This window comes from Serratia sp. SA088 (genome assembly GCF_049065515.1).
GTDB lineage: Bacteria > Pseudomonadota > Gammaproteobacteria > Enterobacterales > Enterobacteriaceae > Serratia > Serratia nematodiphila.
Genome location: NZ_JBAKGW010000005.1, coordinates 125839 through 150432 on the forward strand (window position 1 = coordinate 125839; position 24594 = coordinate 150432).

A 24594-nucleotide genomic window follows, 5' to 3' on the forward strand; every position below is an offset into this window, starting at 1 on the left:
CGGGGCCCGGCAGGGCCTCGGTATCACCGACAGTAAAGGCGAAACAGGCGCGCCAGGTGCGCGCCCATCGGCGTCAGGGTGGTGTCCTTGCGTTGGATAAGATAAAACGTCGCTTTCGGCAGACGCTCTTCCAGCTCGAGCGGCACCAAATGCTTGCCCAAAATCGGATCCGAAATCACGTCCACCGAAAGAATGCTGACAAAATCGCTCTGCGCCACCAGGCTGGTACAGGCCATAAAGGTCTCGCACGTCACGCTGATCGACGGCGCCATGCCCAAGTCCCCGAACAGATCGTGCAATAGCCGATAGTAACTGCCTTTCGGCGTCGGCATGGTCCAGTCGCAGTGCTGCAGCTGTTTCAGCGAGGTCGCCCCCTCCATCGGATGCCCTTTGCGCACCACCACCCGATACTCTTTTTCCATCAGCCGTTCATACTGCAGCTCGTTGTCGAGGCTGCTGGGATAATAGGTATTGACGGTAAAATCCAGCTCGCCCTGGCGCAGTTCTGGGATCATCGACACCAGTTGCCCCTCGACGATGCGCACCTTCACGTTGGGATACTCACGGTGAAACTGGGTGACCACCTGCGGCATCACGGTGCGCGCAATGCTGCCGCCAACGCCGATATTCACCGTGCCGCCCGCCAACCCCAGCCGCTGCTGAATGTCTTCCTGCGCCACCCGCAGCTCCTCGAGGATCAGGCTGGCATGCTGGAAAAAGTTATCGCCGCAGTCGGTCAATACCACCCCCTGACTGCGGCGAATAAACAGCTTGGCGCCCAGCACCTCTTCCAGTTCCTGAATGGCCTTGGTCAGCGCAGGCTGGGAAAGGCGAGAGGTGCGGCTGGCGGCGCGGATGCTGCCCTGGCGGCTAACGTCCACAAATGCACGCAATTGGTGCAATTTTATCGAGGCTGGCATAGGCGAAAGGCGATAACCGTTGTTTATCAATAGCAAGATATTGGCATCTTATTTAGCCAGATTCCATTGTGTACATTCGGAAAAAACATAATAAATAACCAAATTCTTATTTCGCTTAATTAAGCGCATTTTCTGCGCCAATAAGCGCCATTCACGGCAGTTAGTAACCAAACGCACCTTTTTCTTTGCAATAGCTTCACCGTCTGATTTCAGTTCAGAGCATAACTGCTGCCTGGAGCGATCCAGCGCGCGATAACTTATGAGATATCACTATGACTAATTCGCTTTCGATGTTGGTGGCTGATTTGTACCCGCAATTGCAGGCCTGGCGCCGCGACTTCCACCGCTATGCCGAATCCGGCTGGTTTGAGTTCCGCACCGCCACCCTGGTGGCGGAAGAACTCGATCGGCTGGGCTATCGCCTGCAGCTAGGCCGCGAGGTCATCAAGGCAGAGGCGCGCATGGGGCTGCCCTCGCCCGCCGAGCTGGAAGCGCAGGAACAGCGCGCCCGCAATCAGGGGGCGTTGGAGAAATGGCTGCCGCATTTTTCCGGCGGCTTCGCCGGCATCGTCGCAACGCTCGATACCGGCCGCCCCGGCCCGACTATCGCTTATCGCGTGGATATGGACGCCCTCGATCTCAACGAATTGCTGGAACCCGAACACCTGCCGTTCCGCGAAGGGTTCGCCTCTTGCAACAGCGGCATGATGCATGCATGCGGTCATGACGGCCATACCACCATCGGCCTGGGGCTGGCGCACGTGTTCAAAAGCCTGGAGTCCCAGCTTTGCGGCACCGTCAAACTGATCTTCCAGCCGGCGGAAGAAGGCACACGCGGCGCAAAATCGATGGTGGAGGCCGGCGTGGTGGACGACGTCGATTTCTTCACCGCGGTGCATATCGGCACCGGCGTGCCGGCCGGCGAGCTGGTGTGCGGCAGCGACAGCTTTATGGCCACCAGCAAGCTGGACGTTACTTTCCGCGGCGTCGCCTCCCACGCCGGCGCCAAGCCGGAAGACGGCCGCAACGCGCTGCTGGCAGCGGCGCAGGCTGCGCTGGGGCTTTACGCCATCCCGCGCCACAGCGAAGGCAGCTCGCGCATCAATGTCGGCGTGCTGCAGGCCGGCACCGGCCGCAACGTGATCGCCGATCGGGCGTTTATGAAGGTGGAGACGCGCGGCGCCACCAATGAGATCAACGCGTTTGTTTATCAACAGGCGCTGAACGCCATCGAAGGCGCCGCCAAAATGCACGGCGTCGCCTGCGATATCGCGCTGATGGGCGCGGCGCAGAGCAGCAAACCGACCCAACCGTGGGTGGATTACATCCGCCGCCAGGCGCAGCAGATAACCGAGCTGGCCTCGGTGGTCGATCGCCGCGAACAGGCTGCGGGTTCCGAGGACGCCACCTACATGATGGAACGGGTGAAATCCCGCGGCGGCCAGGCCTCATACGTCATTTTCGGCACCGAGCTGAGCGCCGGGCACCATAACGAGAAATTCGACTTCAACGAGCAGGTGATGGCGGTGGCGGTGAAAACGCTGGCGTCGCTGGCGCTGAACCTGCCGACATTCGGGAGCGGAGCATGAGCAACTCAGAACTGCAGGCCTTTATCGACGACTACATTGACCAACGCCGGCCCCGCTTCAGCACGCTGAGCGACGCGATTTGGGACCACCCGGAAACGCGCTTTAACGAGACCTATTCCGCCACGTTGCTGGCCGATGCGCTGGAACAGGAAGGCTTCTCGGTTGAACGCGGCGTGGGCGACATCGAGACGGCGTTCATCGCCAGCTACGGCAGCGGCCACCCGGTTATCGCGCTGCTGGGCGAGTACGACGCGCTGGCCGGGCTGAGCCAGCAGGCCGGTTGCGCCACGCCGCAGCCGCTGGTGGAAAACGGCAACGGCCATGGCTGCGGCCACAACCTGCTGGGCACCGCCGCGCTGGCGGGCGCCTTCGCCGCCAAGGCGTGGATGCAGCAGAACCGGCTGAGCGGCACCCTGCGCTTCTACGGCTGCCCCGGCGAAGAAGGCGGCTCCGGCAAGACCTTCATGGTGCGCGAAGGCCTGTTCGATGACGTCGACGCCGCCCTCACCTGGCACCCGGAAGGCTTCAGCGGCATGTTCAATACCAGCACGCTGGCCAACATCCAGGCGGCGTTTCACTTCAAGGGCGTCGCCGCCCATGCCGCCAACTCGCCGCACCTGGGGCGCAGCGCGCTGGACGCGGTGACGCTGATGAATACCGGCGCCAACTTCCTGCGCGAACATATCGTGCAGGAAGCGCGGCTGCACTACGCGGTTACCAACACCGGCGGCAGCTCCCCCAACGTGGTGCAGGCCGATGCCGAAGTGTTGTACCTGATCCGCGCGCCGCAGCTCGATCAGGCGCAGGACATTTACCAACGGGTGATCAACATCGCCAAGGGCGCAGCGCTGATGACTGACACCCAGATGGAGGTGCGCTTCGACAAAGCCTGCTCCAACTATGTGCCGAACCGCAGCCTGGAACGCGCGATGTATCAAAACCTGTGCGATTTCGGTCTGCCCGAGTACAGCGACGCCGAGCGCCGCTTCGCCGAGGAAATCCGCCAAACCCTGAGCCGCGACGATCTGCGCAACGCCAAACTCAATATTGCCCGCACCGGCGGCGCGGCCGGGCGCGAATGGGTGCAGCAGTTGGGAGATAAGGTGCTGATGGATGAGGTCGCGCCTTATGTGGAATCCGACGATCTGCTGTACGGCTCTACCGACGTTGGCGACGTGAGCTGGGTGGCGCCGACCGCCCAATGCTTCAGTCCCTGTTTCGCACTCGGCACTCCGCTGCACACCTGGCAACTGGTGGCGCAGGGCCGCACCGCTATCGCCCATAAGGGCATGTGCCTGGCCGGCAAGGTGATGGCGGCGACCGCCATCGATCTGCTGAGCGACAGCGCCCTGCTGGCGCGCTGCCGCAGCGAGTTCGAGCGCCGGCGCGCCGAACAGCCGTACCGCTGCCCAATCCCGCAGGGGGTGCAACCATCGCCATTGAAATAGCATGAACAGACAGGGCCCGGACAACCGGGCCACTAAGTATAATTATAAATAAATCAAATAATAACAATCACACAACAGAGCAAACACAGAGGGTAAAATCATGAGTGAGGCCACAACGCCAATCAATAAAAGCCCCGGACGCGTTTTTTACTGGGTGGAACGCATCGGCAATAAGATCCCCAATCCGTTTTTACTGTTCGTCTATTTGATCCTGGTGCTTATGCTGGCCACCGCGCTGTTTTCCTGGCTCGATGTGGCGGTGAAAAATCCGGCCACCGGCGAGCTCATCAAGGTGAATAACCTGATGAGCGTGGCGGGCATGCAGTGGATATTTCCCAATATCATCCATAACTTCAGCAGCTTTGCGCCGCTGGGGGCTATTTTGGCGCTGGTGATAGGTGCCGGCCTGGCGGAAAAGGTCGGCCTGCTGCAGGCGCTGATGTACAAAATGGCCTCGCGCGTCAGCGCCCGCTACGCCAGCTATATGGTGCTGTTTATCGCCTTCTTCAGCCATATATCATCGGACGCTGCGCTGGTGGTGATGCCGCCGCTCGGCGCGCTGATGTTTATCGCGGTGGGTCGCCACCCGATAGCCGGACTGCTGGCGGCGATCGCCGGCGTCGCCTCCGGCTTTACCGCCAACCTGTTGATCGTCACCACCGACGTATTGCTTTCCGGCATCAGCACCGAAGCCACCAAAGCGGTGGATGGCGCGGTTCACGTCAGCGTGATCGACAACTGGTACTTTATGGCCACCTCCGTGATCGTGCTGACCATCGCCGGCGCGCTGCTCACCGACAAGTTTATCGAGCCCCGTCTGCCGAAGTGGCAAGGCGGCGCCGAAGACAAAATCGCAGCGCTGACCCCGCTGCAGAACCGGGGGCTGATGATGAGCGGCATCGCCGCGCTGGTGTTTATCGCCATCATCGCCGCTCTGGTGGTGCCGGAGGCCGCGCCGCTGCGTGACCCGAACACCGGTTCGGTGATCCCTTCCCCGTTCATCAAGGGTATTGTGCCGATCATCATCCTGTTCTTCTTCACCGTCGCCATTACCTATGGCGTGGTCACCAAACAGATCCGGCGGCCGGACGATATTCCCCACCACTTGCTCGATCCGATGAAAAGCATGGCGGGTTTTATCGTGATGGTGTTTCCGCTGTCGCAGTTCGTGGCGTTCTTTAACTGGAGCAACATGGGCAAGTTTATGGCCGTCGGCCTGACCGACATGCTGGAAGCCGCCGGCATGAGCGGCGCACCGGCGTTTCTCGGCCTGATGTTCCTCTCCGCCCTCCTGTGCATGTTCATCGCCAGCGGCTCGGCGATCTGGTCAATTTTGGCGCCGATCTTCGTGCCGATGTTTATGCTGCTCGGTTTCCACCCGGCGTTCGCCCAGATGATCTTCCGCATCGCCGACTCTGCGGTGCTGCCGCTGGCGCCGATGTCGCCGTTCCTGCCGCTGTTCCTCGGCTTCCTGCAGCGCTACCGCAAAGACGCGCAGCTCGGCACCTATTACGTGCTGATCCTGCCCTATCCTTTGGTGTTCTTCAGCGTGTGGATTTTGCTGCTGCTGGTCTGGTATGCGTTAGGCTTGCCAATCGGTCCCGGCGTCTATCCGAAGCTGGGCTAAACGCACCGCTATCTCTCCCCGCGCCGGTTCGCGGGGCAGATCCCCTTCTCCCCAAGCCCAGCAGAAAGATTGATCTTCCTCACTGACCAAGCGGCTCTGAGGATTATTTCATTGCCTTGCTAAACCGGTTCTTCTATTTTAGCTCACCATCTGACAACGACAAAAACAGGGATTAAGCATGATGAATCGCGTATGGGTACTGGGCGACGCCGTGATCGACCTGGTGCCGGAAAATGCCAACGGTTATCTCAAATGCCCCGGCGGCGCGCCGGCGAACGTGGCGGTGGGTATCGCCCGCTTGGGCGGCGACAGCGCCTTTATCGGCCGGGTGGGGCAAGACAGCTTCGGCGCCTTTCTACAGCAGGTGCTGAGCGATGAAGGGGTGGATATCGGCCATATGCGGCCGGATCCCGAACACCACACCTCCACGGTGGTGGTGGATCTCGATCTTCAGGGTGAGCGCTCATTCACGTTTATGGTGCAGCCCAGCGCCGATCTGTTTTTGCAGCCCGACGATCTGCCGGCTTTCCAGCGGGGCGAGTGGCTGCACCTCTGCTCCATCGCGCTGTCGCAGGAGCCCAGCCGCAGCGCGGCCTTTACGGCGATGGAACGCATGCGGGCAGTCGGCGGCCGGGTCAGTTTCGATCCCAACATCCGCGAAGAGGTCTGGCGCCAACCGGAAGCGCTGCGCCCCTGCCTGCAAAAGGCGCTGCTGCTGGCGGACGTGGTGAAACTGTCGCGCGAAGAGCTGGCTTTCATCAGCCATCTTGACGATCTGGAGAACGCCATGCGCTGGATGATGCAAACCTATCCGCTGCGCCTGCTGCTGGTGACGCTGGGCGGCGACGGCGTCTGCGTACACGACGGGCATCGTCTGCGCCATTTCCGCGCGCCGCCTGTCGTGCCGGTCGATACCACCGGCGCCGGCGACGCCTTCGTCGCCGGGCTGTTAGCGGCGCTGGCGCGCCTTCACGCATTGCCGCAGGAAGCGCAATGGCCGGCGGTTATCGCTCAGGCTCAGGCCTGCGGCGCGCTGGCCACCACCGCCAAGGGCGCCATGACCGCCCTGCCCCGCGCCGACGAGTTGGCTGCTTTCCTGCGTTGATCCCCTGCATCCACGGCGCCCCCCTGAGCGCCGTGGTCTTTTAACCCGCGATTTGCGTACTCGATCACAATAGCTGAATCGGGTTAGCAAACTTGATTGCCAGTCCGCTTCTCGATCGCTATCTTTCGCCATGAAAAACCGGTTTAGCAATTTAGCAAAAAATAATAACAACCCTTCCCGGATGATAGACGATGATGAAAAAACTCAGCTATTTGGCGATAACAACAGGGCTTTTCCTCTCCACGTCTGCCGCAGCGACCTCGGGCGGCGACAGTATCGAGGTGCGTCTCAACGCGCTGGAACAACGCCTGGCGCAGGCGGAACGGCGCGCCGCTCAGGCTGAAACCCGCGCCACGGCGGCGGAACGCCGGGCGCAACAGCTGGAACAGCGCACCGCCAGCACCGAAAGGCAAACCGCGCAGGTCGCGCAGCGCGCCGCCACGCTGGAAACGCAATCCTCTCCGACCAGCGCGCTGAAACTGAACGGTTTCAACGATCTGAAACTGTATGGCGACGTGGAGTTCAACCTGGACGGCGCCAGCCGCAGCGGCCAGCTGACGTCGTTGAAAGGTAGCGACCACAAGGACTGGAAACCCGGCAACAAAGAGCGCTGGGACATCAACGGCCGCATTCTGGTCGGGCTGGACGGCTACCGCCGCAATCCGGACGGTAACTTCTCCGGCTTCAGCGTCCAGCCGCTGGCGGACATGAGCGGCAAAATGAACCTGGACGACGCCGCTTTCTTCTTCGGCAATGAAAAGAACTGGCAAACCAAAATCGGCCGCTTCGAAGCCTACGACATGTTCCCGCTGAATCAGGATACCTTCATTCAATACTCCGGCAATACCGCCAACGACCTGTACGCCGACGGCTTCGGCTATATCTACATGATGAAAGAAGGCCGCGGCCGTAGCAGCAGCGGCGGCAACCTGATGCTGAGCAAATACGCCGGGGATGTCTATTTCGAACTGAACACGCTGGTGGAAGACGGCACCTCGCTGTTCCAGGACAACAGCTACCACGGCAATGCGCTGGAAAATAAGAAAAACGTCGCCTATTTGCGCCCGGTGATCGCCTGGAAGAAAGACGCCTTCAGCATCGCGGCGGCGATGGAAAGCAACGTGGTGAATAACGCCTACGGCTATCAGGACAGCCAGGGACGCTTCGTCGATCAATCCAAGCGCAACGGCTACGGCATGACCATGAGCTGGAACACCAACGCGGCCGATCCGGATAACGGCGTGGTGGCCAACCTGAGCGCCGCCTACCTGGATGCCACCGGCGAGCAAGACTTGACCGCCGGCGTCAACGTGCTGTGGCGACGCTTCGAACTGGGTTATATCTATGCGCACAACAATATCAAAGAGTTCAATACCGCCGGGATCGCCGCCGATATCCACAACCCGCTCAGCGAACCGGGCAACTACGACATCCACACCGTTCATGCGTCGTATCAGATACCTAACATTATGAATATGAAGAATTTCAACCTGTATTTAGGCGCCTATGTCTCGCTGCTGGAAGCCAACGCCGACAGCAAGATCGCCAATGGCGACAACGACCAACGTTACGGCATGCGCGCCAGATTCAAGTATTTCTTCTGACATCGATTCACGGCGCTGCGCCGCAAACTGCGCGGCGGCATTTTTATTTAGCAAGGGGACAACATGGACATTACCGCAACCGCCAACGCGCTGTTGCCGCTGCTCGGCGGTAAAGAGAACATCGCCAGCGCCGCCCACTGCGCCACGCGCCTGCGCCTGGTGCTGGTGGACGACAGCAAGGTGGACAAAGAGGCCATCGGCAAACTGGACGGCGTTAAAGGCTGCTTCAGCAACGCCGGCCAGATCCAGGTGATCTTCGGCACCGGGCTGGTCAACAAGGTGCATGCGGAATTCATCAAGGCGGCGGGCGTCAGCGAATCCAGCAAGGCCGAAGCCGCCGATATCGCGGCGAAAAAGCTCAACCCGCTGCAGCGCATCGCCCGCCTGCTGTCGAACATCTTCGTGCCTATCATTCCGGCGATCGTCGCTTCCGGCCTGTTGATGGGGCTGCTCGGCATGGTGAAAACCTACGGCTGGGCCGATGCCAACAGCGCGTTGTTCATCATGTTGGATATGTTCAGCTCGGCGGCGTTCATTATTCTGCCGATTCTGATCGGCTTCACCGCCGCACGCGAATTCGGCGGCAATCCCTATCTGGGCGCCACGCTCGGCGGCATTTTGACGCATCCGGCGCTGACCAATGCCTGGGGCGTCGCCGGAGGGTTCCACACCATGAACTTCTTCGGTCTGGACATCGCCATGATCGGCTACCAGGGCACGGTATTCCCGGTGCTGCTGACGGTGTGGTTCATGAGCCTGTTGGAAAAACGGCTGCGCAAGGTGATCCCCAACGCGCTGGATTTGATCCTGACGCCGTTCCTGACGGTGGTGATCTCAGGCTTTGTCGCCCTGCTGTTTATCGGCCCCGCCGGCCGCGCGCTGGGCGATGGCATCTCCTTCGTGCTCAGCACGCTGATTGCTCATGCGGGGTGGTTAGCCGGGCTGCTGTTCGGCGGCCTCTATTCCGCTATCGTCATCACTGGCATCCACCACAGTTTCCACGCGGTAGAAGCCGGGCTGCTCGGCAACCCCAATATCGGCGTCAACTTCCTGCTGCCGATCTGGTCGATGGCCAACATCGCTCAAGGCGGCGCCTGCCTGGCGGTCTATTTCAAAACCCGCGACGCCAAAATCAAAGCCATTGCGGTGCCTTCGGCCTTTTCCGCCATGCTCGGCATCACCGAGGCGGCGCTGTTTGGCATCAACCTGCGCTTCGTGAAACCGTTTCTGGCGGCGCTGGCGGGCGGCGCGCTCGGCGGCGCCTGGGTGGTGGCCAACCATGTCGGCATGAACGCGGTCGGGCTGACGGCGATCCCCGGCATGGCGATCGTGCAGGCCAGTTCTCTGGTCAGCTATATCATCGGTCTGGCGATCGCGTTTGGCAGCGCCTTTGTCCTCTCCCTACTGCTGAAATACAAAACGGACGCGCAATGATGGAAGAACTCAGCTTAATCAAACAGGCACTGCGGGCGGTAATGAACGGCCAGCCGCTCGCGCTGCGCGATCCGCACCGACCGGACTGGCATCTGGCACCCAGCGTTGGCCTGCTGAACGATCCCAACGGCTTTATCCAGCACAACGGCGTTTATCATCTGTTTTATCAGTGGAATCCGCTGGGTTGCGATCATCGCAACAAATGCTGGGGACACTGGCAGTCGGCTGATTTGCTGCGTTGGGAGCACCAGCCAATCGCCCTGGCGCCCGGCGCCTGTTACGACAGCCACGGCTGTTACTCCGGCTCGGCGGTGGTGGCGGAAGGCAAAATCACGCTGATCTACACCGGCAACGTGAAATTCCCAGACGGCTCACGCACCGCTTACCAATGCCTGGCTCAGGAAAGCGAACGGGGCGAATATCGCAAACTCGGGCCGGTGCTGCCGCTGCCGGAGGGCTACAGCGGTCACGTACGCGATCCGAAAGTGTGGCGTCATCAAAATGACTGGTACATGGTGCTCGGCGCGCGTGACCTGCAGGATCGCGGCAAGGTGCTGCTGTTTCGTTCCAGCGATCTGCGCGACTGGCAAGCGCTGGGAGAGATCGCCGGTTCCGGACTGAACGGCTTAGAGGAATTCGGCTACATGTGGGAGTGCCCGGACCTGTTCTCGTTGGACGGCGACGAGGTGTTGATCTGCTGTCCGCAGGGGCTGACGCCGCAGCCGGAACGCTATCTCAACCGTTATCAGGCCGGTTATCTGCTCGGCAAGCTGGATTACCGGCAGGCGGCCTTCAGCCACGGCGAATTCCGCGAGCTGGACGCCGGCTTCGAGTTCTACGCGCCGCAGACGACGTTGGCGGAAGATGGCCGCCGCCTGCTGTTCGGCTGGATGGGCGTGCCCGAGCAAGATGAAGAAGCCCATCCGACACGCCGTTACGGCTGGATCCACACCATGACCTGCCCGCGCGAACTGTCGCTGCGGCATGGCCGCCTCCACCAGCGCCCGGCGCGCGAGCTGCAACAGCTGCGCGGTGAGCGAGCAGGCTGGCAAGGCCGCGCCGATAACGCCCCCGCCTATGCGCTGGGGGCCGCGGAGCTGCAATTGACGCCGCAGGGCCCGTTCAACGCAACCTTTGGCGACGCGATGACGCTGAAATGGGACGGCGAAAGGCTGCAGCTGACGCGCGCTTCCCTGACCGACGGCCGGCCGGAGCACCGTTACTGGCGCGGCCCGGTCACACATCTGCAACTGCTGTTCGATCGTTCCAGCGTGGAGATTTTCATCAACCACGGCGAGGCGGTGATGAGCGCACGCTACTTCCCGGCGGGTGAGCCGCAACTGCGGCTGTGCGGGAGCGCGCCGCTGGCGTTGGAATACTGGCCGCTGACGCCATGCATGCTAGAATGACGCATCCTCCGATGACTTCAGATGGCGTCAGTGAAAAAAAATAAACGCATTACCATCAGTGACATCGCCACGCTGGCCGGGGTGTCGAAATCGACCGCCAGCCTGGTGCTGAACGGCCGCAGCAAGGAATACCGGGTGTCCGACGACACCCGCGATCGCATTCTGGCGCTGGCGCACGAACACCATTATCAGCCCAGCATCCACGCCCGCTCTTTGCGCTCCAACCGCAGCCACACGCTGGGGTTGGTGGTGCCGGAGATGACCAACTACGGTTTTGCGGTGATTTCGCGCGAGCTGGAAACGCTGTGCCGCGAAGCCGGCCTGCAGCTGTTGATCGCCTGCACCGATGAAAACCCGGCGCAGGAGATGATGGCGGTGAACAGTCTGGTGCAGCGGCAGGTGGACGGCTTGATTGTCGCCTCCAGCCAGCTAAACGACGCGGAATACCAGAAGATCAATGTCGGACTGCCGGTGGTGCAGATGGACCGTCTGATCGCTGGTTCCGAACTGCCGCTGGTGATCACCGATTCGGTCAACTCGACCGCCGACCTGGTGGAAAAGGTCGCGCGCCAACATCCGGACGAGATCTATTTTCTCGGCGGGCAGCCGCGCATTTCGCCGACCCGCGATCGGCTGGCCGGTTTCCAGCTTGGCCTGCAGCGCGCCGGCATCGAGTGCAAACCGGAATGGATCATCAACGGCAACTATCACCCCAGCTCAGGTTACGAGATGTTCGCTCAGCTTTGCGCACAGCTGGGGCGGCCGCCCAAAGCGCTGTTTACCGCCGCCTGCGGCCTGTTGGAAGGGGTATTGCGTTATCTGACTCAACATCAGCTGATGGAGAGCGACATCCACCTGTGCAGCTTCGACGATCACTACCTGTTCGACTGCATGACGCTGAAGATCGATACGGTCGCACAGGACTGCCGGGCGTTGGCGCAACATAGCTTCGACCAAGTCACCGCACTGATCGACGAGCGGCCTCTGGAACAGAACGCGCTTTATCTGCCGGGCCGTATCCGCTGGCGCCATGCCGGTTCCCGGGCTTTGTTGGCCGAAGAGTGATATCTCTGAACCAGTAAAAAAGGGCGCCGAAGCGCCCTTTTCTGTTTCATCAGCCCGCTATTTGGCGGCGCCTTCCATGCCCACCAGCCCCACTTTCAGGTAGCCGGCTTTACGCAGGGTGTCCATCACGCTCATCAGCGTTTCATAGTCCACGCTCTTGTCCGCCTGGAAGAAGATGGTGGTTTCTTTGTTAGCCTGGGTGCGTTGATCCAGCACCGAAGTCAACTGATCGGCATTCACCGGCTGATCGCCGACGTAGAGCTGTTTGTCGGCCTTCACCGACAGGAACACCGGTTTTTCCGGCCGCGGCTGCGGCTTGGCGGAGGAGGCCGGCAGATCGACGCGGATATCTACCGTTGCCAGCGGCGCGGCCACCATAAAGATGATCAACAGCACCAACATGACGTCGATAAACGGCGTCACGTTGATTTCATGCAGTTCGCCGCTGTCGTCCAGATCTTCATTTAAGCGCATCGCCATGTCTCACCCCGCCCGCAGTTGGTGCGCGTGCTGTGAGCGCTTGGCTTCCGCCGTCGCGGCCAGATCCAAATCACGGCCCTGCAGCAGCAAGACCTGCGCCGCCACGTCGCCCACCTGCGCGCGGTGGCCGCTGATGACGCGAGCGAAGATGTTGTAGATAACGACGGCAGGGATCGCCGCGACCAGACCCAGTGCGGTCGCCAACAGCGCTTCCGCGATGCCCGGCGCCACAACCGCCAGGTTGGTGGTCTGCGAATGGGCGATGCCGATGAAGCTGTTCATGATGCCCCACACGGTGCCGAACAGACCGACGAACGGCGAGATGGCGCCGATGGTGGCCAAGAAACCGTTGCCGCGGCCCATGTTGCGACTGTAGGCCGCCACGCGGCGCTCGAGGCGGAAGCCGGTGCGCTCTTTGATGCCGTTGTTGTCGTTGGATTCCGCAGACAACTCCAGCTCATTTTGCGCGTCGTTCAGCAATACCGCGCTGACGCTCTCCGGACCGAAGTTTTGCGCCAGTTCGGAGGCTTCATCCAGCGAGCGCGCTTCGGCCAGCGCCAGCTGTTCGCGGCGCAGACGGCGCTTGGCGCGCAGCAGTTCGCTGCCTTTGGAGAACAGAATGGTCCAGGTCACGATCGAGGCCAGCACCAGGCCGATCATTACCGCTTTCACCACCGCGTCGGCGTGCTGGTACATGCCCCAAACGGACAGGTCCATGCCGCGGGTTTCCGGTGGCTGGATCGTTGGCGCCGGGTTCACCGGCGTGATGCTCTCCGGCGCGGCGGCTGCAGCAGGTGCAGGCGCGGTGGTCGGCGCAACGCTTTCGGCAACGGCCGGATTGCTCGCCGGCGCGGCCTGCGCGCTGCCGGCCAGCCCTACGACCAGCACCATAGATGCCATCAGGCTGCGGCCGAAGGCCTTGCCCCACTGCGCCCGGCCCTGGCCGAACGATCCTTGATTTAAATTCTTGCCAGCCGTTTTCACGCTGTGCCTCCACCCATTACCGATCAAAATTAAGGAATAATTCAGCGTGCGATCATATCAAACCAACCGGGGATTGATAGTGGTTCTCATTATTATTTACCAAATAAACGAGAAAATTTTAGCCAGCATCGCCACAAAGCGCCAATCTGTGTCCGTTCACCGCCAAATGCCCCTTTTATAGGGTTATTTCGTTACTTTTATCCCACAACGGCGCAACAAGACCACGCTGCCGAACGGCGCCTCAGCCGAGGAATGGACTTCTCTGTTCCCACTCGGCAGAAGGATTACGCGAGAAATGCGTGACCGGCAGCCAATTATAGCCGTTTCTATATCTGGAAGTTAAAACGTCTGGATGGCTATATTAACTCATGTTAACGTAAGGGCTATCGTAAACGGGCACGTGCAGAGCAACCAGAGGTGAGCCAGGTACCATGACGTCAAAACATATCGAAACCGCGCTGATCGGCGCCGGCCGCGGCAAACGCTACACCCAGGGCTCCGTCAATCCCGTCACGCAACGCGCCTCTTCTTTGGTCTTCGACTCCGTCGCCGCCAAAAAACACGCCACCGCGCAACGCGCCCACGGCGAGCTGTTTTACGGCCGACGCGGCACCCTGACCCACTTCGCCCTGCAGGATGCGATGGTGGAGCTGGAGGGCGGCGCCGGCTGCGTGCTGTACCCCTGCGGCGCGGCGGCGGTGGCCAATGCGATCCTGTCGTTCGTCGGCGCCGGCGATCACCTGCTGGTCACCGGCTCTGCGTACGAACCGACCCAGGATTTCTGCACCCATATCCTCGGCCGCATGAACGTCAGCACCACCTATTTCGATCCGCTGATCGGCGCCGATATCGCCAAACTGATCCAGCCCAATACCCGCGTGGTGTTCCTGGAATCCCCCGGTTCCATCACCCTGGAAGTGCAGGACATTCCGGCGATGGTGCAGGCCATTCGCGCCGTGGCGCCAGACGTGGTGATCATGATCGACAACACCTGGGCGGCGGGGGTGCTGTTCAAGGCGCTGGATTTCGACATCGACATTTCTATTCAGGCCGGCACCAAATACCTGATCGGCCATTCCGATTACATGCTTGGCACCGCCGTCGCCAACGCGCGCTGTTGGGATCAACTGCGCGAGTACTCCTATCTGATGGGGCAGATGGTGGATGCCGACACCGCCTACATGGCGAGCCGCGGCCTGCGTACCCTGAGCGTGCGGCTGAAGCAGCACGAACGCAGCAGCATCGAGGTCGCCAACTGGCTGGCGGCGCGGCCGGAGGTGGCGACGGTCAATCATCCGGCCCTGCCGAGCTGCAAGGGCCACGAGTTCTACCGCCGCGACTTCAGCGGCTGCAACGGGCTGTTCTCTTTCGTGCTGAAGGAACGGCTGGACGATACGCAGTTGGCCGCTTACCTGGATAACTTCAGCCACTTCAGCATGGCCTACTCCTGGGGCGGCTTCGAGTCGCTGATCCTGGCCAACCAGCCGGAAGAACTGGAAGCGATCCGCCCGGCGGGCGGCGTCGATTTTTCCGGCACGCTGGTGCGGTTGCATATCGGCCTGGAGAACGTCGAAGACCTGATCGCCGATCTGGCGGCCGGTTTCGATCGCCTCAACGGCGTGCGCTAAGGCGGATTCCGGTAATTTTCTTCGTCTCGTTTAATGTCGGCTTAAGCTATTAGCGGTACACTAACCGGGTAACTGTCAGATACGGTAACCGCCGCATCCTGGAGAATGTGACCCCGGGCGCAACCGGCATGCAACAGGACATAAAATGGATGTATTACGAGAGATTATTCATGCGCTTTGGCAGCAGGACTTTATCGCCCTCGCCGATCCAAGCGTAATTTGGGTGGTTTACGCCGTACTTTTCACCACTCTGTTTTTGGAAAACGGACTGCTGCCCGCCTCCTTCCTTCCCGGTGACAGCCTGCTGCTGCTGTCGGGCGCGCTGATCGCCAAAGGCGTGATGGGCTTTGCCCCCACCCTGCTGATTCTGACCGCCGCCGCCGGTCTCGGCTGCTGGCTGAGCTATATCCAGGGCCGCTGGCTGGGCCACACCGGCCTGGTGAAGAGCTGGCTGCTGCAACTGCCGGCACAGTACCACCAGCGCGCGCACAACCTGTTCAACCGCCACGGGCTGACGGCGCTGCTGATCGGCCGCTTCCTCGGTTTCGTGCGCACCCTGCTGCCGACCATGGCCGGCATTTCCGGGCTCAACAGCTCTCGTTTCCAGGTGTTCAACTGGCTGAGCGCGGCGATCTGGGTCTGCGCGCTGGTCGGCCTCGGCTACGCGTTCAGCCAAATCCCGCTGGTGAAACGCTACGAAAGCCAGGTGATGACCGGCCTGATGCTGCTGCCGCTGCTGCTGCTGTTTGTCGGCCTGCTGGGCGCCATGCTGGTGATCTGGCGTAAAAAACGCGCCGCCTCTTCCTGAATCGGGCGCGCTACAGCGCCTTCTCGACCAACGCCAGACTGGCAGGCAGTTTGCTCACCAGCGTATCCACCGCCAGCCGCACCTTCAGCGGCAGGTGAGGCGTGTGCGGCCACACCGCATGCGCTTCAAAGGCGGCGCCCGGCCGATCGCGCAGCAAGCGCACCAGTGCCCCGCTCAACAACTGCTCACGCACCAGCCAGCACGGCAGCCAGGCGATGCCGAAACCCGCCGTCGCCGCATCCGCAATCGCCTGCAGGTCGTCCATTTGCAGCCGGTTATTCGGCATCACCTCCTGCGGCTTGCCGTCGCTATCCAATACCAGCCAGCTGCGCCGCGCGCCGGCGCGCATATAGGTCACCGCCTCATGCTGCGCCAGTTGCTCGATGCTGTGCGGTTCGCCGCACCGCTGCAGATAGGCCGGCGAGGCGCACAGCGTCATACGGTGATCGCCGATGCGGCGCGCCACCAAGCCGCTGCTGTTGGCCAGCGTACCGTTGCGGATCGCCATATCGAAGCCGTCCTCAATCAGATCCACCACCCGATCGCTGAACGACAGCTCCAACTCCAACCCAGGATGCTCGCGCGTCAGTTCGGTCAGCAGCGGCGCAATGCACATGCGGCCAAACAGCACCGGCATCGACACCCGCAGCCGACCGCTGACCTGCCGCTTGCCCGACTCCAGCAGCGTTTCCGCGCCACGGATCTCCTCCAGCGCCCGCAGGCAGCGCTCGTAGAACAGCGCACCGTCGTCGGTCAGGCTCTGGCTGCGCGTGGTGCGATGAAACAGCCGCACCCCCAGCCGCTGCTCCAACCGGGCGATAGTTTTGCCGACCGCCGAACGCGAAAGATGCAGCCGACTGGCCGCCACTGCAAAACTGCCCGCCTCCACGGCGGTAACGAATACCGAAATGCCGCTCAACCGATCGCTCATGATTTGTCGCTCTGAAAGAAACAATCTGCGGAAATCTTATCGCCACTGGCGAACCTTCATCAACGATATTATCGGCAGGTCTGTTAATCGCTGACTTTGGAGAACATCATGACCAATACAATGCAACGCTGGACGATGAGCGCCCTGGGGCGTGAGCACCTGCAGCTGAGCGCAAGCGCCATCCCACAGCCGGGGCCGCACGAAATCAGAGTGAAAGTGAAGGCTATCTCACTCAATTACCGTGACAAACTGATGATAGAAAGCGGCATGGGGCTCACGCTGCCGCAGCCGTTCACGCCCGCCTCGGACATGGCCGGCGAGGTCGATGCCATCGGCCCCGGCGTCAGCCGCTTTCAGCCCGGCGCGCGCGTCATTTCCACCTTCAGCCCCGGTTGGCTCGACGGCGAGCAAAAACCCTACGGCGATGCGCGCCGGGTGCCTTACCACACCCTCGGCGGTTTTTATCAGGGCGTGCTGGCGGAATACGTGATTTTGCATGAAGACTGGCTGGTAGCGGCGCCGGCGTCGCTGGACGACGTCCAGGCCAGCACCCTGCCGTGCGCCGGGCTGACCGCCTGGTTCGCGCTGGTGGAACAAGGCAAACTGCATGCCGGCGATACGGTGCTGGTGCAAGGCACCGGCGGCGTGGCGCTGTTCGCGCTGCAGATCGCCAAAGCCCACGGCGCGGAGGTCTATGTCACCTCCGGCAGCGATGAAAAGCTGGCGCGAGCCCTGGCATTGGGCGCCAATCATGGCATCAACCGGCTGGACGGCGATTGGGTGGAGGCGATTTATGCGCTGACGCAGGATCGCGGCATCGACCATGTGATCGACACCGTCGGCGGTACCAACCTCGGCAACTCGGTGCGCGCCGTGGCGGTGGGAGGACGCATCTCGGTAATCGGCATCCTGGAAGGCAACGAGATTTCCGCTCCCGCCGGCCCACTGCTATTAAAATCCGCAGTGATTCAGGGCATCGGCGTCGGCCACCGCCGCGCGCTGGAAGACCTGGTGCGCGCCGTGGACGCCGTCAACCTGCAGCCGGTGATCGACCAGGTATACCGCTTCGATCAGCTGTCGCAGGCGTTGGATCACCTCGATCGCGGGCCATTCGGCAAGATCGTCTTAACCCCATAAACGCGGCTCAGCCCTCCAGCAGCAGCGGGTTGGCCTCGCGCAGCCGGGCGACTTCATCGCTCGGCGTCATGCCGAACAGCCGTTTGAACTCGCGGCTGAACTGCGACGCGCTTTCGTAGCCGACGCGGATCGCCGCCGTGCTGGCCTTCAGACCGTCATGCACCATCAACAGGCGCGCCTTATGCAGCCGGTACGACTTCACGTACTGCAGCGGCGAAGTGTTGGTCACCGCCTTGAAGTTGTGATGGAACGCCGAGACGCTCATGTTGACCTCGCTGGCCAACTGCTCGACGTTGATGCTGTCGGCATACTGATGTTCGATACGCCGCAGTGCCTTGGCGATCTGGCTGAAGTGGGTATGCCGATTGACCAACTCCTGCAGCGACGCGCCGCAGGCGCCGCGCAGCACATAATAGAGAATCTCCCGTACGATCTGCGGCCCAAGCACCCGGGCGTCGAGCGGATTGGCCATCACGTCCAGCAGACGCTCGGTGGCGCACAGCAACTCTTCCGTCATTTCCGCCAGGTTCACCCCGTTGCTCTCAGCCCGCGGTTGCATCAGGTAGTCGTCATCGCCGATGTCGATCAGCAAGTCCTGCAGCATTTGGGTATCGATATTGACCGCCAACCCAACCAGCGGCAGTTCCGGGCTGGCGAAGGTTTCGCATTCAAACGGCAGCGGCACCGTCATCAGCAGGTAGTTGCGCGGATCGTATTGGAACTTCTTATTGCCGCAATAACCGACCTTGTGCCCCTGAAAAACGATGACGATCCCCGGTTCATACATCACCGGCTGACGCGGGCTGTGGCGATCGACATACAAAATCTTCACCCGCGGCACCGGCGACGGCGTGTAGCCGTTGCCGCTGGCGATAGCCATCGCCTGGTGCGCCATGCGGCTGCGCAGCGCATCGATTTCAATCACGGAAACACCCTCTTACAGTCAGAACGATTCGGCATAAATCATAATTTAAAACTCGCCATTTCTACAGTGACTTGTAGGAATAGGCAAGAACCAAACAGGAATGTGCATTGTGCGTTGCCGCCCGGTTCCTGACAATACGGGCCAGACACCTTTGCGCCGCTTTGGCGCCCGCCTGACAGAAAGAGAGAAATCAACCATGCACAACTTCATTTTGCATACCCCAACCAAAATCCTGTTCGGCAAGGAGCAAATTGCCGAAGTGGCCAGCCAAATCCCGGCGGACGCGCGCATCCTGATCACCTACGGTGGCGGCAGCGTGAAGAAAAACGGCGTGCTGGATCAGGTGCATAGCGCGCTGGCCGGCCGCGACGTGCGGGAGTTCTCCGGCATCGAGCCGAACCCGACCTACGAAACGCTGATGAAAGCGGTCGAGGTGGTGAAAGCAGAAAACATCGATTTCCTGCTGGCGGTCGGCGGCGGTTCGGTAGTTGACGGCACCAAGTTCATCGCCGCCGCCGCCCGTTATACCGCCAGCAGCGACGCCTGGCACATTCTGCAGACCGTTGGCAGCCACATCGCCGACGCGGTGCCGATGGGCTGCGTGCTGACGCTGCCGGCCACCGGCTCCGAGTCCAACAGCGGCGCGGTGATCACCCGCAAAAGCAGCGGCGACAAGCAGCACTTCTTCTCACCGCTGGTGCAGCCGCGCTTCGCCGTGCTGGATCCGGTGGTGACCTACTCGCTGCCGCCGCGCCAGATCGCCAACGGCGTGATCGACGCCTTCGTGCACACCCTGGAGCAGTATCTGACCTATCCGGTCGACGCCAAGGTGCAGGATCGCTTCGCCGAAGGCCTGCTGTTGACCCTGCTGGAAGACGGCCCGCGCGCGCTGGCCGAGCCGGAGAACTATGCGGTGCGCGCCAACGTGATGTGGAGCGCCACCATGGCGCTGAACGGCCTGATCGGCGCCGGCGTGCCGCAGGACTGGGCGACCCACATGCTGGGCCATGAGCTGACCGCCATGCACGATCTCGACCACGCGCAAACGCTGGCCATCGTGCTGCCGGCGCTGCTGCACGAGAAGAAAGCGCAGAAGCGCGAAAAACTGCTGCAGTACGCTGACCGCGTCTGGGGCCTGCGCGAAGGCAGCGAAGACAGCCGCATCGACGGCGCCATCGCCGCCACCCGCGCCTTCTTCGAGCAGATGGGCGTGCCGACCCGCATGGCGGATTATCAGCTCGACGGCAGCAGCATTCCGGCGCTGCTCGACAAGCTCCATCAGCATGGTATGACCGCCCTGGGGGAGCATCAGGACATCACCCTGGACGTCAGCCGCCGCATTTATGAAGCGGCGCGTTAATCGCAAAACGGCGATTTTTTGCTAGGCTTTAGTCTCCGCCAGCCATTTTCGCCGCATCCTGCGCCCGGCCGATCACCGGGCGCAGTCGGGCGCTTCAGCGCCGCCGATCGTTTCGCACCACTCGTCTTACCGCTCATTCGCAGGGAGAGCGGGGAGAAAATAGCCCTCCCGCCACCGCTGAAATTAGGCTGGCAAACACGGCAACCGCCCATTTTGCCAACTAGAATTTATCTATAGCCGTTTCGGCGCCGCAGGCGCCGCAATCCGTACACAAGGAGATGCGCATGACAACGCAACAACCCATCATCAAACTCCACGATGGTAATCTGATGCCGCAGTTGGGTCTCGGCGTTTGGCAGGCGAGTATTGAAGAGACCACCCGCGCGGTGAGCAAAGCGCTGGAGATCGGTTACCGCTCCATCGACACCGCCGCGATCTACAAGAACGAGGAAGGCGTCGGCGCCGCGCTGCAGTCCAGCTCGCTGCCGCGCAGCGACCTGTTCATCACCACCAAGCTGTGGAACGACGATCAGGGCGATCCGCTGGCGGCGCTGGAAACCAGCCTGGAAAAACTCAAGCTGGACTATGTGGATCTGTATCTTATCCACTGGCCGCGCCCGCAGCAGGATCAATACGTCTCCGCCTGGCGCGAGCTGATCAAACTGCGCGAGCAAGGCCTGGTGAAAAGCATCGGCGTATGCAACTTCCATACGCCGCACCTGCAGCGCCTGCTGGATGAAACCAACGTGGCGCCGGTGGTCAATCAGATCGAGCTGCACCCGCTGCTGCAACAGCGCCAGCTGCGCGCCTGGAACGCCACGCACCATATCGCCACCGAATCCTGGAGCCCGCTGGCGCAAGGCGGTGAAGGCGTGTTCGACCAGCCGCTGATCAAGGCGCTGGCCGAGAAATACGAGAAAACCCCGGCGCAGATTGTGGTGCGCTGGCACCTGGACAGCGGTCTTATCGTCATCCCGAAATCGGTCACGCCGTCGCGTATCCGCGAAAACTTCGAGGTATTTGATTTCAAACTCGATAAGGACGAGCTGGGCGAGATCGCCAAGCTGGACGTCGGCAACCGCCTGGGGCCTGATCCGGATACCCTGTAACCCCCTCAAGCCCTCTCCGGCCGGAGGGGGCTTTTCCTTCCCGCACATTGCTCCCTTGCGCCGCCTGACGTTATGATGACGACGCCGGAGGCTCCGCCCGCCGGTTCACGCCGTTAAAAAAACAGACAAGCACGGAGCACCATGAAATTTTCTTTCTCACACGGGTCACGGCTGGGCATGCTTTGCATCATGCTGGTGCTGGCGGGTTGCGCCGGCAAGAAACAGCGCGTCAGCTACGATCGCCACGCCTTCGACAGCGCCATTAAAGACGCCGCCAGCGAATACGGCGTGGACGCCAAGCTGATCACCGCCATGATCCAGGTGGAGTCCGGTTTCAACCCCGCCGCAGTGAGCAGATCCAATGCGATCGGCCTGATGCAGCTGAAAGCCGATACCGCCGGCTGCGATGCCTATCGCTACAAAGGCAAACGCGGCTGCCCGGACGACGATGACCTGCGGGATCCCGACACCAATATCGATCTTGGCGCCGCCTATCTGGCCACCTTGCAAAAACAACAGCTTAAAGGGATCGCCAATCCCGTCACGCTGCGCTACGCCACCATCATCGCCTACGTCAACGGCACCGGCGCGCTGCTGCGCACCTTCTCCAGCAACCGTCAGCAGGCCATCGCGATGATCAACAATCTGTCGCCGGAGGCCTTTAACTGGCACGTGCGCAAATACCATCCCGCGCCGCAGGCGCCGCGCCATTTGATGAAAGTGGAGGCCGCCTACGAGCAGCTGTGACGCTCAAAAGTAAAAAGGAGAACCCGGGGGTTCTCCTTTTTGTTTACGCACGCGGTGCGGCCGTTACGGCTTGGCTTTGCGAATCGGTTTGCGCGGCGGCCGGTTGGATGGCGTGCGCTGCCGATTGATATCGGTATGTTTGGTCAGCGCCGGCCGGGTATGGCGCTGCAGCCGTTTCGCTTCGCGCTGCTCGTCGATGCTCGGCGCTGGCACCAGACAATCGCGGCGGCTGCCGATCAGGTGCTTCAGGCCCATCTCTTCCAGCGCGGCGCGGATCAGCGCCCAGTTGGCCGGATCGTGGTAACGCAGCAGCGCCTTATGCAGGCGGCGCTGGCGATCGCCGCGCGGCACCACCACGTCTTCACTCTTGTACCCCACCTTGCTCAGCGGGTTTTTGCCGCTGTAATACATGGTGGTGGAGTTGGCCATCGGCGAAGGATAGAAGTTCTGCACCTGATCGAGGCGGAAACGGTTCTTCTTCAGCCACAGCGCCAGGTTCACCATGTCTTCATCACGGGTGCCCGGGTGCGACGAGATAAAGTATGGGATCAGATACTGCTCTTTGCCCGCCAGCTTCGAATAGTGATCAAACAGCTGCTTGAAGCGATCGTAACTGCCCATGCCCGGTTTCATCATCTTCGACAACGGGCCTTCTTCGGTGTGCTCCGGCGCGATCTTCAGGTAGCCGCCAACGTGGTGGGTCGCCAGTTCCTTGATATAGCGCGGATCTTCCACCGCCAGATCGTAACGTACCCCGGAAGCGATCAGGATCTTCTTGATGCCCTCCAGAGAACGCGCGCGGCGGTACAGCTTGATGGTCGGCTCGTGGTTGGTATCCATATAGGTGCAGATCTCCGGATACACGCACGAGGCGCGGCGGCAGGTCTGCTCAGCGCGCGGGTTGGTGCAACGCAGCATATACATGTTGGCGGTCGGGCCGCCCAGATCGGAGATCACGCCGGTAAAGCCCGGCACCTTGTCACGGATCTCTTCGATTTCGCGAACGATCGAATCCTCCGAACGGCTCTGGATGATGCGCCCTTCATGCTCGGTGATCGAACAGAACGAACAGCCGCCGTAGCAGCCGCGCATGATGTTCACCGAGAAACGGATCATGTCATAGGCCGGAATGCGATCCTGGCCGTAGGACGGGTGCGGTACGCGTTGATAAGGCAGGGCGAAGACGCTGTCCATCTCCGGCGTGGTCAGCGGGATCGCCGGCGGGTTGATCCACACATAACGGTCACCATGTTTCTGCATCAGCGCGCGGGCGCAGCCTGGGTTGGTTTCATGGTGCAAAATGCGCGAGGTGTGCGCATACAGCACCTTGTCGCCCTTCACTTTCTCGAAGGACGGCAGCAGCACGTAGGTCTTCTCCCACGGCTTCGGTTTGGCGGCGCGCACCGTGACAGGCTTGGCTTCCGGCTCTTTCGGCTTGGCGCCGTCGGCGCACGGCAGATCCTCGCCGTACGGGTTCGGGATAGGTTCGATGCGGCCCGGTTTGTCGAGGCGGGTGGAATCCACGCCGCTCCAGCCCGGTAGCGCTTCTTTGCGCATCACCGCAGTATTGCGGATATCGTGGATATCGCCGATCTTCTCACCGGCGGCCAGACGGTGCGCCACTTCCACCAGCGGACGCTCGCCGTTGCCGTAGATCAGCATGTCGGCTTTGGAGTCCACCAGCACCGAGCGGCGCACGGTATCAGACCAGTAATCGTAGTGGGCGATGCGACGCAGACTGGCTTCAATGCCGCCCAGCACGATCGGCACGTCTTTATAGGCTTCTTTGCAGCGCTGGCTGTAGACCAGGGTAGCGCGATCCGGGCGCTTGCCGCCGACGTTGCCGGCGGTATAGGCATCGTCGTGGCGCAGTTTGCGATCGGCGGTGTAGCGGTTGATCATCGAGTCCATGTTGCCGGCGGTGATGCCGAAGAACAGGTTCGGTTTCCCCAACCGCATGAAGTCTTCTTTATTGCTCCAGTCCGGCTGCGCGATGATGCCGACGCGAAAGCCTTGCGCTTCCAGCATGCGGCCGATGATCGCCATGCCGAAGCTTGGGTGATCGACGTAGGCGTCGCCGCTGATGATGATCACGTCGCAGCTGTCCCAGCCCAGTTGATCCATCTCTGCCCGCGACATCGGTAAAAACGGCGCGGTGCCAAAACATTCGGCCCAATAAGGCTTATAGGAAAACAGTTCACGATCGGGTTGGATCAGGCTGGTGGTGCTCATTCTGCTGCTCTTTTTACAGGTTAATTAATCGCCGGGCGGCGATTATACGCAC

The 24594-nt window shown here is 61.3% G+C and carries 20 protein-coding genes; 14 read left to right on the forward strand and 6 right to left on the reverse strand.

Going from position 1 to position 24594, the window contains the following annotated elements:
- Positions 1-23: 23 nt before the first annotated feature.
- Positions 24-920: a LysR family transcriptional regulator gene (locus tag ACOWVD_RS14455; protein ID WP_015379061.1), complete on the reverse strand. Its 897-nt coding sequence runs from the start codon at positions 918-920 to the stop codon at positions 24-26.
- A 272-nt stretch (positions 921-1192) separates the two neighbouring features.
- On the opposite strand from ACOWVD_RS14455, the gene ACOWVD_RS14460 reads away from it, so the two are divergent.
- The 8 genes from ACOWVD_RS14460 to ACOWVD_RS14495 all read left to right on the forward strand — a co-directional run bounded on the left by ACOWVD_RS14460 (position 1193) and on the right by ACOWVD_RS14495 (position 12201).
- Positions 1193-2509, forward strand: coding sequence for a M20 family metallo-hydrolase (locus tag ACOWVD_RS14460; protein WP_164095648.1), 1317 nt, complete (start codon positions 1193-1195; stop codon positions 2507-2509).
- Entirely contained in the window at positions 2506-3957 is a 1452-nt protein-coding gene (locus tag ACOWVD_RS14465; RefSeq protein WP_164095649.1) for a M20 family metallopeptidase, read from the forward strand. The genes ACOWVD_RS14460 and ACOWVD_RS14465 overlap by 4 nt, the downstream gene beginning before the upstream one ends.
- Positions 3958-4057: 100 nt before the next feature.
- Positions 4058-5584: a p-aminobenzoyl-glutamate transporter gene (gene abgT, locus ACOWVD_RS14470; RefSeq protein WP_197798889.1), complete on the forward strand. Its 1527-nt coding sequence runs from the start codon at positions 4058-4060 to the stop codon at positions 5582-5584.
- Positions 5585-5762: 178 nt separating this feature from the next.
- Positions 5763-6689: an aminoimidazole riboside kinase gene (locus tag ACOWVD_RS14475; protein ID WP_015379064.1), complete on the forward strand. Its 927-nt coding sequence runs from the start codon at positions 5763-5765 to the stop codon at positions 6687-6689.
- Positions 6690-6883: 194 nt separating this feature from the next.
- Complete coding sequence (locus ACOWVD_RS14480) at positions 6884-8293, forward strand: carbohydrate porin (RefSeq protein WP_160125806.1); 1410 nt, start codon at positions 6884-6886, stop codon at positions 8291-8293.
- A 63-nt stretch (positions 8294-8356) separates the two neighbouring features.
- Positions 8357-9727 (forward strand): sucrose-specific PTS transporter subunit IIBC, encoded by a 1371-nt coding sequence (locus tag ACOWVD_RS14485; RefSeq protein ID WP_048325463.1) that lies wholly within the window; start codon positions 8357-8359, stop codon positions 9725-9727.
- Positions 9727-11136 (forward strand): sucrose-6-phosphate hydrolase, encoded by a 1410-nt coding sequence (locus tag ACOWVD_RS14490; RefSeq protein ID WP_031300223.1) that lies wholly within the window; start codon positions 9727-9729, stop codon positions 11134-11136. Before ACOWVD_RS14485 ends, ACOWVD_RS14490 begins: the two co-directional genes overlap by 1 nt.
- 21 nt (positions 11137-11157) lie before the next feature.
- Entirely contained in the window at positions 11158-12201 is a 1044-nt protein-coding gene (locus ACOWVD_RS14495; RefSeq protein ID WP_015379068.1) for a LacI family DNA-binding transcriptional regulator, read from the forward strand.
- Between the two features lie 57 nt (positions 12202-12258).
- On the opposite strand, the gene exbD is transcribed toward ACOWVD_RS14495, so the two are convergent.
- Positions 12259-12681 (reverse strand): TonB system transport protein ExbD, encoded by a 423-nt coding sequence (gene exbD / locus ACOWVD_RS14500; RefSeq protein ID WP_004937307.1) that lies wholly within the window; start codon positions 12679-12681, stop codon positions 12259-12261.
- A gap of 3 nt (positions 12682-12684) precedes the next feature.
- Positions 12685-13665 (reverse strand): tol-pal system-associated acyl-CoA thioesterase, encoded by a 981-nt coding sequence (gene exbB / locus ACOWVD_RS14505; protein ID WP_004937304.1) that lies wholly within the window; start codon positions 13663-13665, stop codon positions 12685-12687.
- 431 nt (positions 13666-14096) lie between these two features.
- Between exbB and metC the strand changes: the two genes are divergently transcribed.
- Entirely contained in the window at positions 14097-15293 is a 1197-nt protein-coding gene (metC, locus tag ACOWVD_RS14510) for a cystathionine beta-lyase (protein ID WP_033632075.1), read from the forward strand.
- Between the two features lie 145 nt (positions 15294-15438).
- Positions 15439-16101, forward strand: coding sequence for a DedA family protein (locus tag ACOWVD_RS14515; protein WP_004937300.1), 663 nt, complete (start codon positions 15439-15441; stop codon positions 16099-16101).
- A 10-nt stretch (positions 16102-16111) separates the two neighbouring features.
- Here ACOWVD_RS14515 and ACOWVD_RS14520 read toward each other — a convergent pair whose 3' ends face one another.
- Positions 16112-17032 (reverse strand): LysR family transcriptional regulator, encoded by a 921-nt coding sequence (locus ACOWVD_RS14520; protein ID WP_075685036.1) that lies wholly within the window; start codon positions 17030-17032, stop codon positions 16112-16114.
- Between the two features lie 108 nt (positions 17033-17140).
- On the opposite strand from ACOWVD_RS14520, the gene ACOWVD_RS14525 reads away from it, so the two are divergent.
- Complete coding sequence (locus ACOWVD_RS14525) at positions 17141-18169, forward strand: zinc-dependent alcohol dehydrogenase family protein (RefSeq protein WP_015379071.1); 1029 nt, start codon at positions 17141-17143, stop codon at positions 18167-18169.
- Positions 18170-18176: 7 nt separating this feature from the next.
- Here ACOWVD_RS14525 and ACOWVD_RS14530 read toward each other — a convergent pair whose 3' ends face one another.
- Entirely contained in the window at positions 18177-19064 is an 888-nt protein-coding gene (locus ACOWVD_RS14530) for an AraC family transcriptional regulator (protein WP_370531160.1), read from the reverse strand.
- A 226-nt stretch (positions 19065-19290) separates the two neighbouring features.
- On the opposite strand from ACOWVD_RS14530, the gene yqhD reads away from it, so the two are divergent.
- The 3 genes from yqhD (at position 19291) to ACOWVD_RS14545 (ending at position 22310) form a co-directional block, all read left to right on the forward strand.
- Positions 19291-20454 (forward strand): alcohol dehydrogenase, encoded by a 1164-nt coding sequence (gene yqhD, locus ACOWVD_RS14535; RefSeq protein ID WP_306377681.1) that lies wholly within the window; start codon positions 19291-19293, stop codon positions 20452-20454.
- A gap of 284 nt (positions 20455-20738) precedes the next feature.
- Entirely contained in the window at positions 20739-21563 is an 825-nt protein-coding gene (gene dkgA / locus ACOWVD_RS14540) for a 2,5-didehydrogluconate reductase DkgA (protein WP_004937289.1), read from the forward strand.
- Between the two features lie 141 nt (positions 21564-21704).
- On the forward strand, positions 21705-22310 hold the full coding sequence (locus ACOWVD_RS14545; RefSeq protein WP_049241526.1) for a transglycosylase SLT domain-containing protein: 606 nt from the start codon (positions 21705-21707) through the stop codon (positions 22308-22310).
- 63 nt (positions 22311-22373) lie between these two features.
- Here ACOWVD_RS14545 and ACOWVD_RS14550 read toward each other — a convergent pair whose 3' ends face one another.
- Positions 22374-24542: a YgiQ family radical SAM protein gene (locus ACOWVD_RS14550; RefSeq protein ID WP_004937285.1), complete on the reverse strand. Its 2169-nt coding sequence runs from the start codon at positions 24540-24542 to the stop codon at positions 22374-22376.
- Between the last annotated feature and the right edge of the window lie 52 nt (positions 24543-24594).

Bases quoted from the DNA above. Each gene is read 5' to 3' on its own strand.
- ACOWVD_RS14455 (WP_015379061.1), bottom strand. From the start codon at position 920: ATGCCAGCCTCGATAAAATTGCACCAATTGCGTGCATTTGTGGACGTT.
- ACOWVD_RS14460 (WP_164095648.1), top strand. From the start codon at position 1,193: ATGACTAATTCGCTTTCGATGTTGGTGGCTGATTTGTACCCGCAATTG.
- ACOWVD_RS14465 (WP_164095649.1), top strand. From the start codon at position 2,506: ATGAGCAACTCAGAACTGCAGGCCTTTATCGACGACTACATTGACCAA.
- abgT (WP_197798889.1), top strand. From the start codon at position 4,058: ATGAGTGAGGCCACAACGCCAATCAATAAAAGCCCCGGACGCGTTTTT.
- ACOWVD_RS14475 (WP_015379064.1), top strand. From the start codon at position 5,763: ATGATGAATCGCGTATGGGTACTGGGCGACGCCGTGATCGACCTGGTG.
- ACOWVD_RS14480 (WP_160125806.1), top strand. From the start codon at position 6,884: ATGAAAAAACTCAGCTATTTGGCGATAACAACAGGGCTTTTCCTCTCC.
- ACOWVD_RS14485 (WP_048325463.1), top strand. From the start codon at position 8,357: ATGGACATTACCGCAACCGCCAACGCGCTGTTGCCGCTGCTCGGCGGT.
- ACOWVD_RS14490 (WP_031300223.1), top strand. From the start codon at position 9,727: ATGGAAGAACTCAGCTTAATCAAACAGGCACTGCGGGCGGTAATGAAC.
- ACOWVD_RS14495 (WP_015379068.1), top strand. From the start codon at position 11,158: ATGGCGTCAGTGAAAAAAAATAAACGCATTACCATCAGTGACATCGCC.
- exbD (WP_004937307.1), bottom strand. From the start codon at position 12,681: ATGGCGATGCGCTTAAATGAAGATCTGGACGACAGCGGCGAACTGCAT.
- metC (WP_033632075.1), top strand. From the start codon at position 14,097: ATGACGTCAAAACATATCGAAACCGCGCTGATCGGCGCCGGCCGCGGC.
- ACOWVD_RS14515 (WP_004937300.1), top strand. From the start codon at position 15,439: ATGGATGTATTACGAGAGATTATTCATGCGCTTTGGCAGCAGGACTTT.
- ACOWVD_RS14520 (WP_075685036.1), bottom strand. From the start codon at position 17,032: ATGAGCGATCGGTTGAGCGGCATTTCGGTATTCGTTACCGCCGTGGAG.
- ACOWVD_RS14525 (WP_015379071.1), top strand. From the start codon at position 17,141: ATGACCAATACAATGCAACGCTGGACGATGAGCGCCCTGGGGCGTGAG.
- ACOWVD_RS14530 (WP_370531160.1), bottom strand. From the start codon at position 19,064: ATGGCGCACCAGGCGATGGCTATCGCCAGCGGCAACGGCTACACGCCG.
- yqhD (WP_306377681.1), top strand. From the start codon at position 19,291: ATGCACAACTTCATTTTGCATACCCCAACCAAAATCCTGTTCGGCAAG.
- dkgA (WP_004937289.1), top strand. From the start codon at position 20,739: ATGACAACGCAACAACCCATCATCAAACTCCACGATGGTAATCTGATG.
- ACOWVD_RS14545 (WP_049241526.1), top strand. From the start codon at position 21,705: ATGAAATTTTCTTTCTCACACGGGTCACGGCTGGGCATGCTTTGCATC.
- ACOWVD_RS14550 (WP_004937285.1), bottom strand. From the start codon at position 24,542: ATGAGCACCACCAGCCTGATCCAACCCGATCGTGAACTGTTTTCCTAT.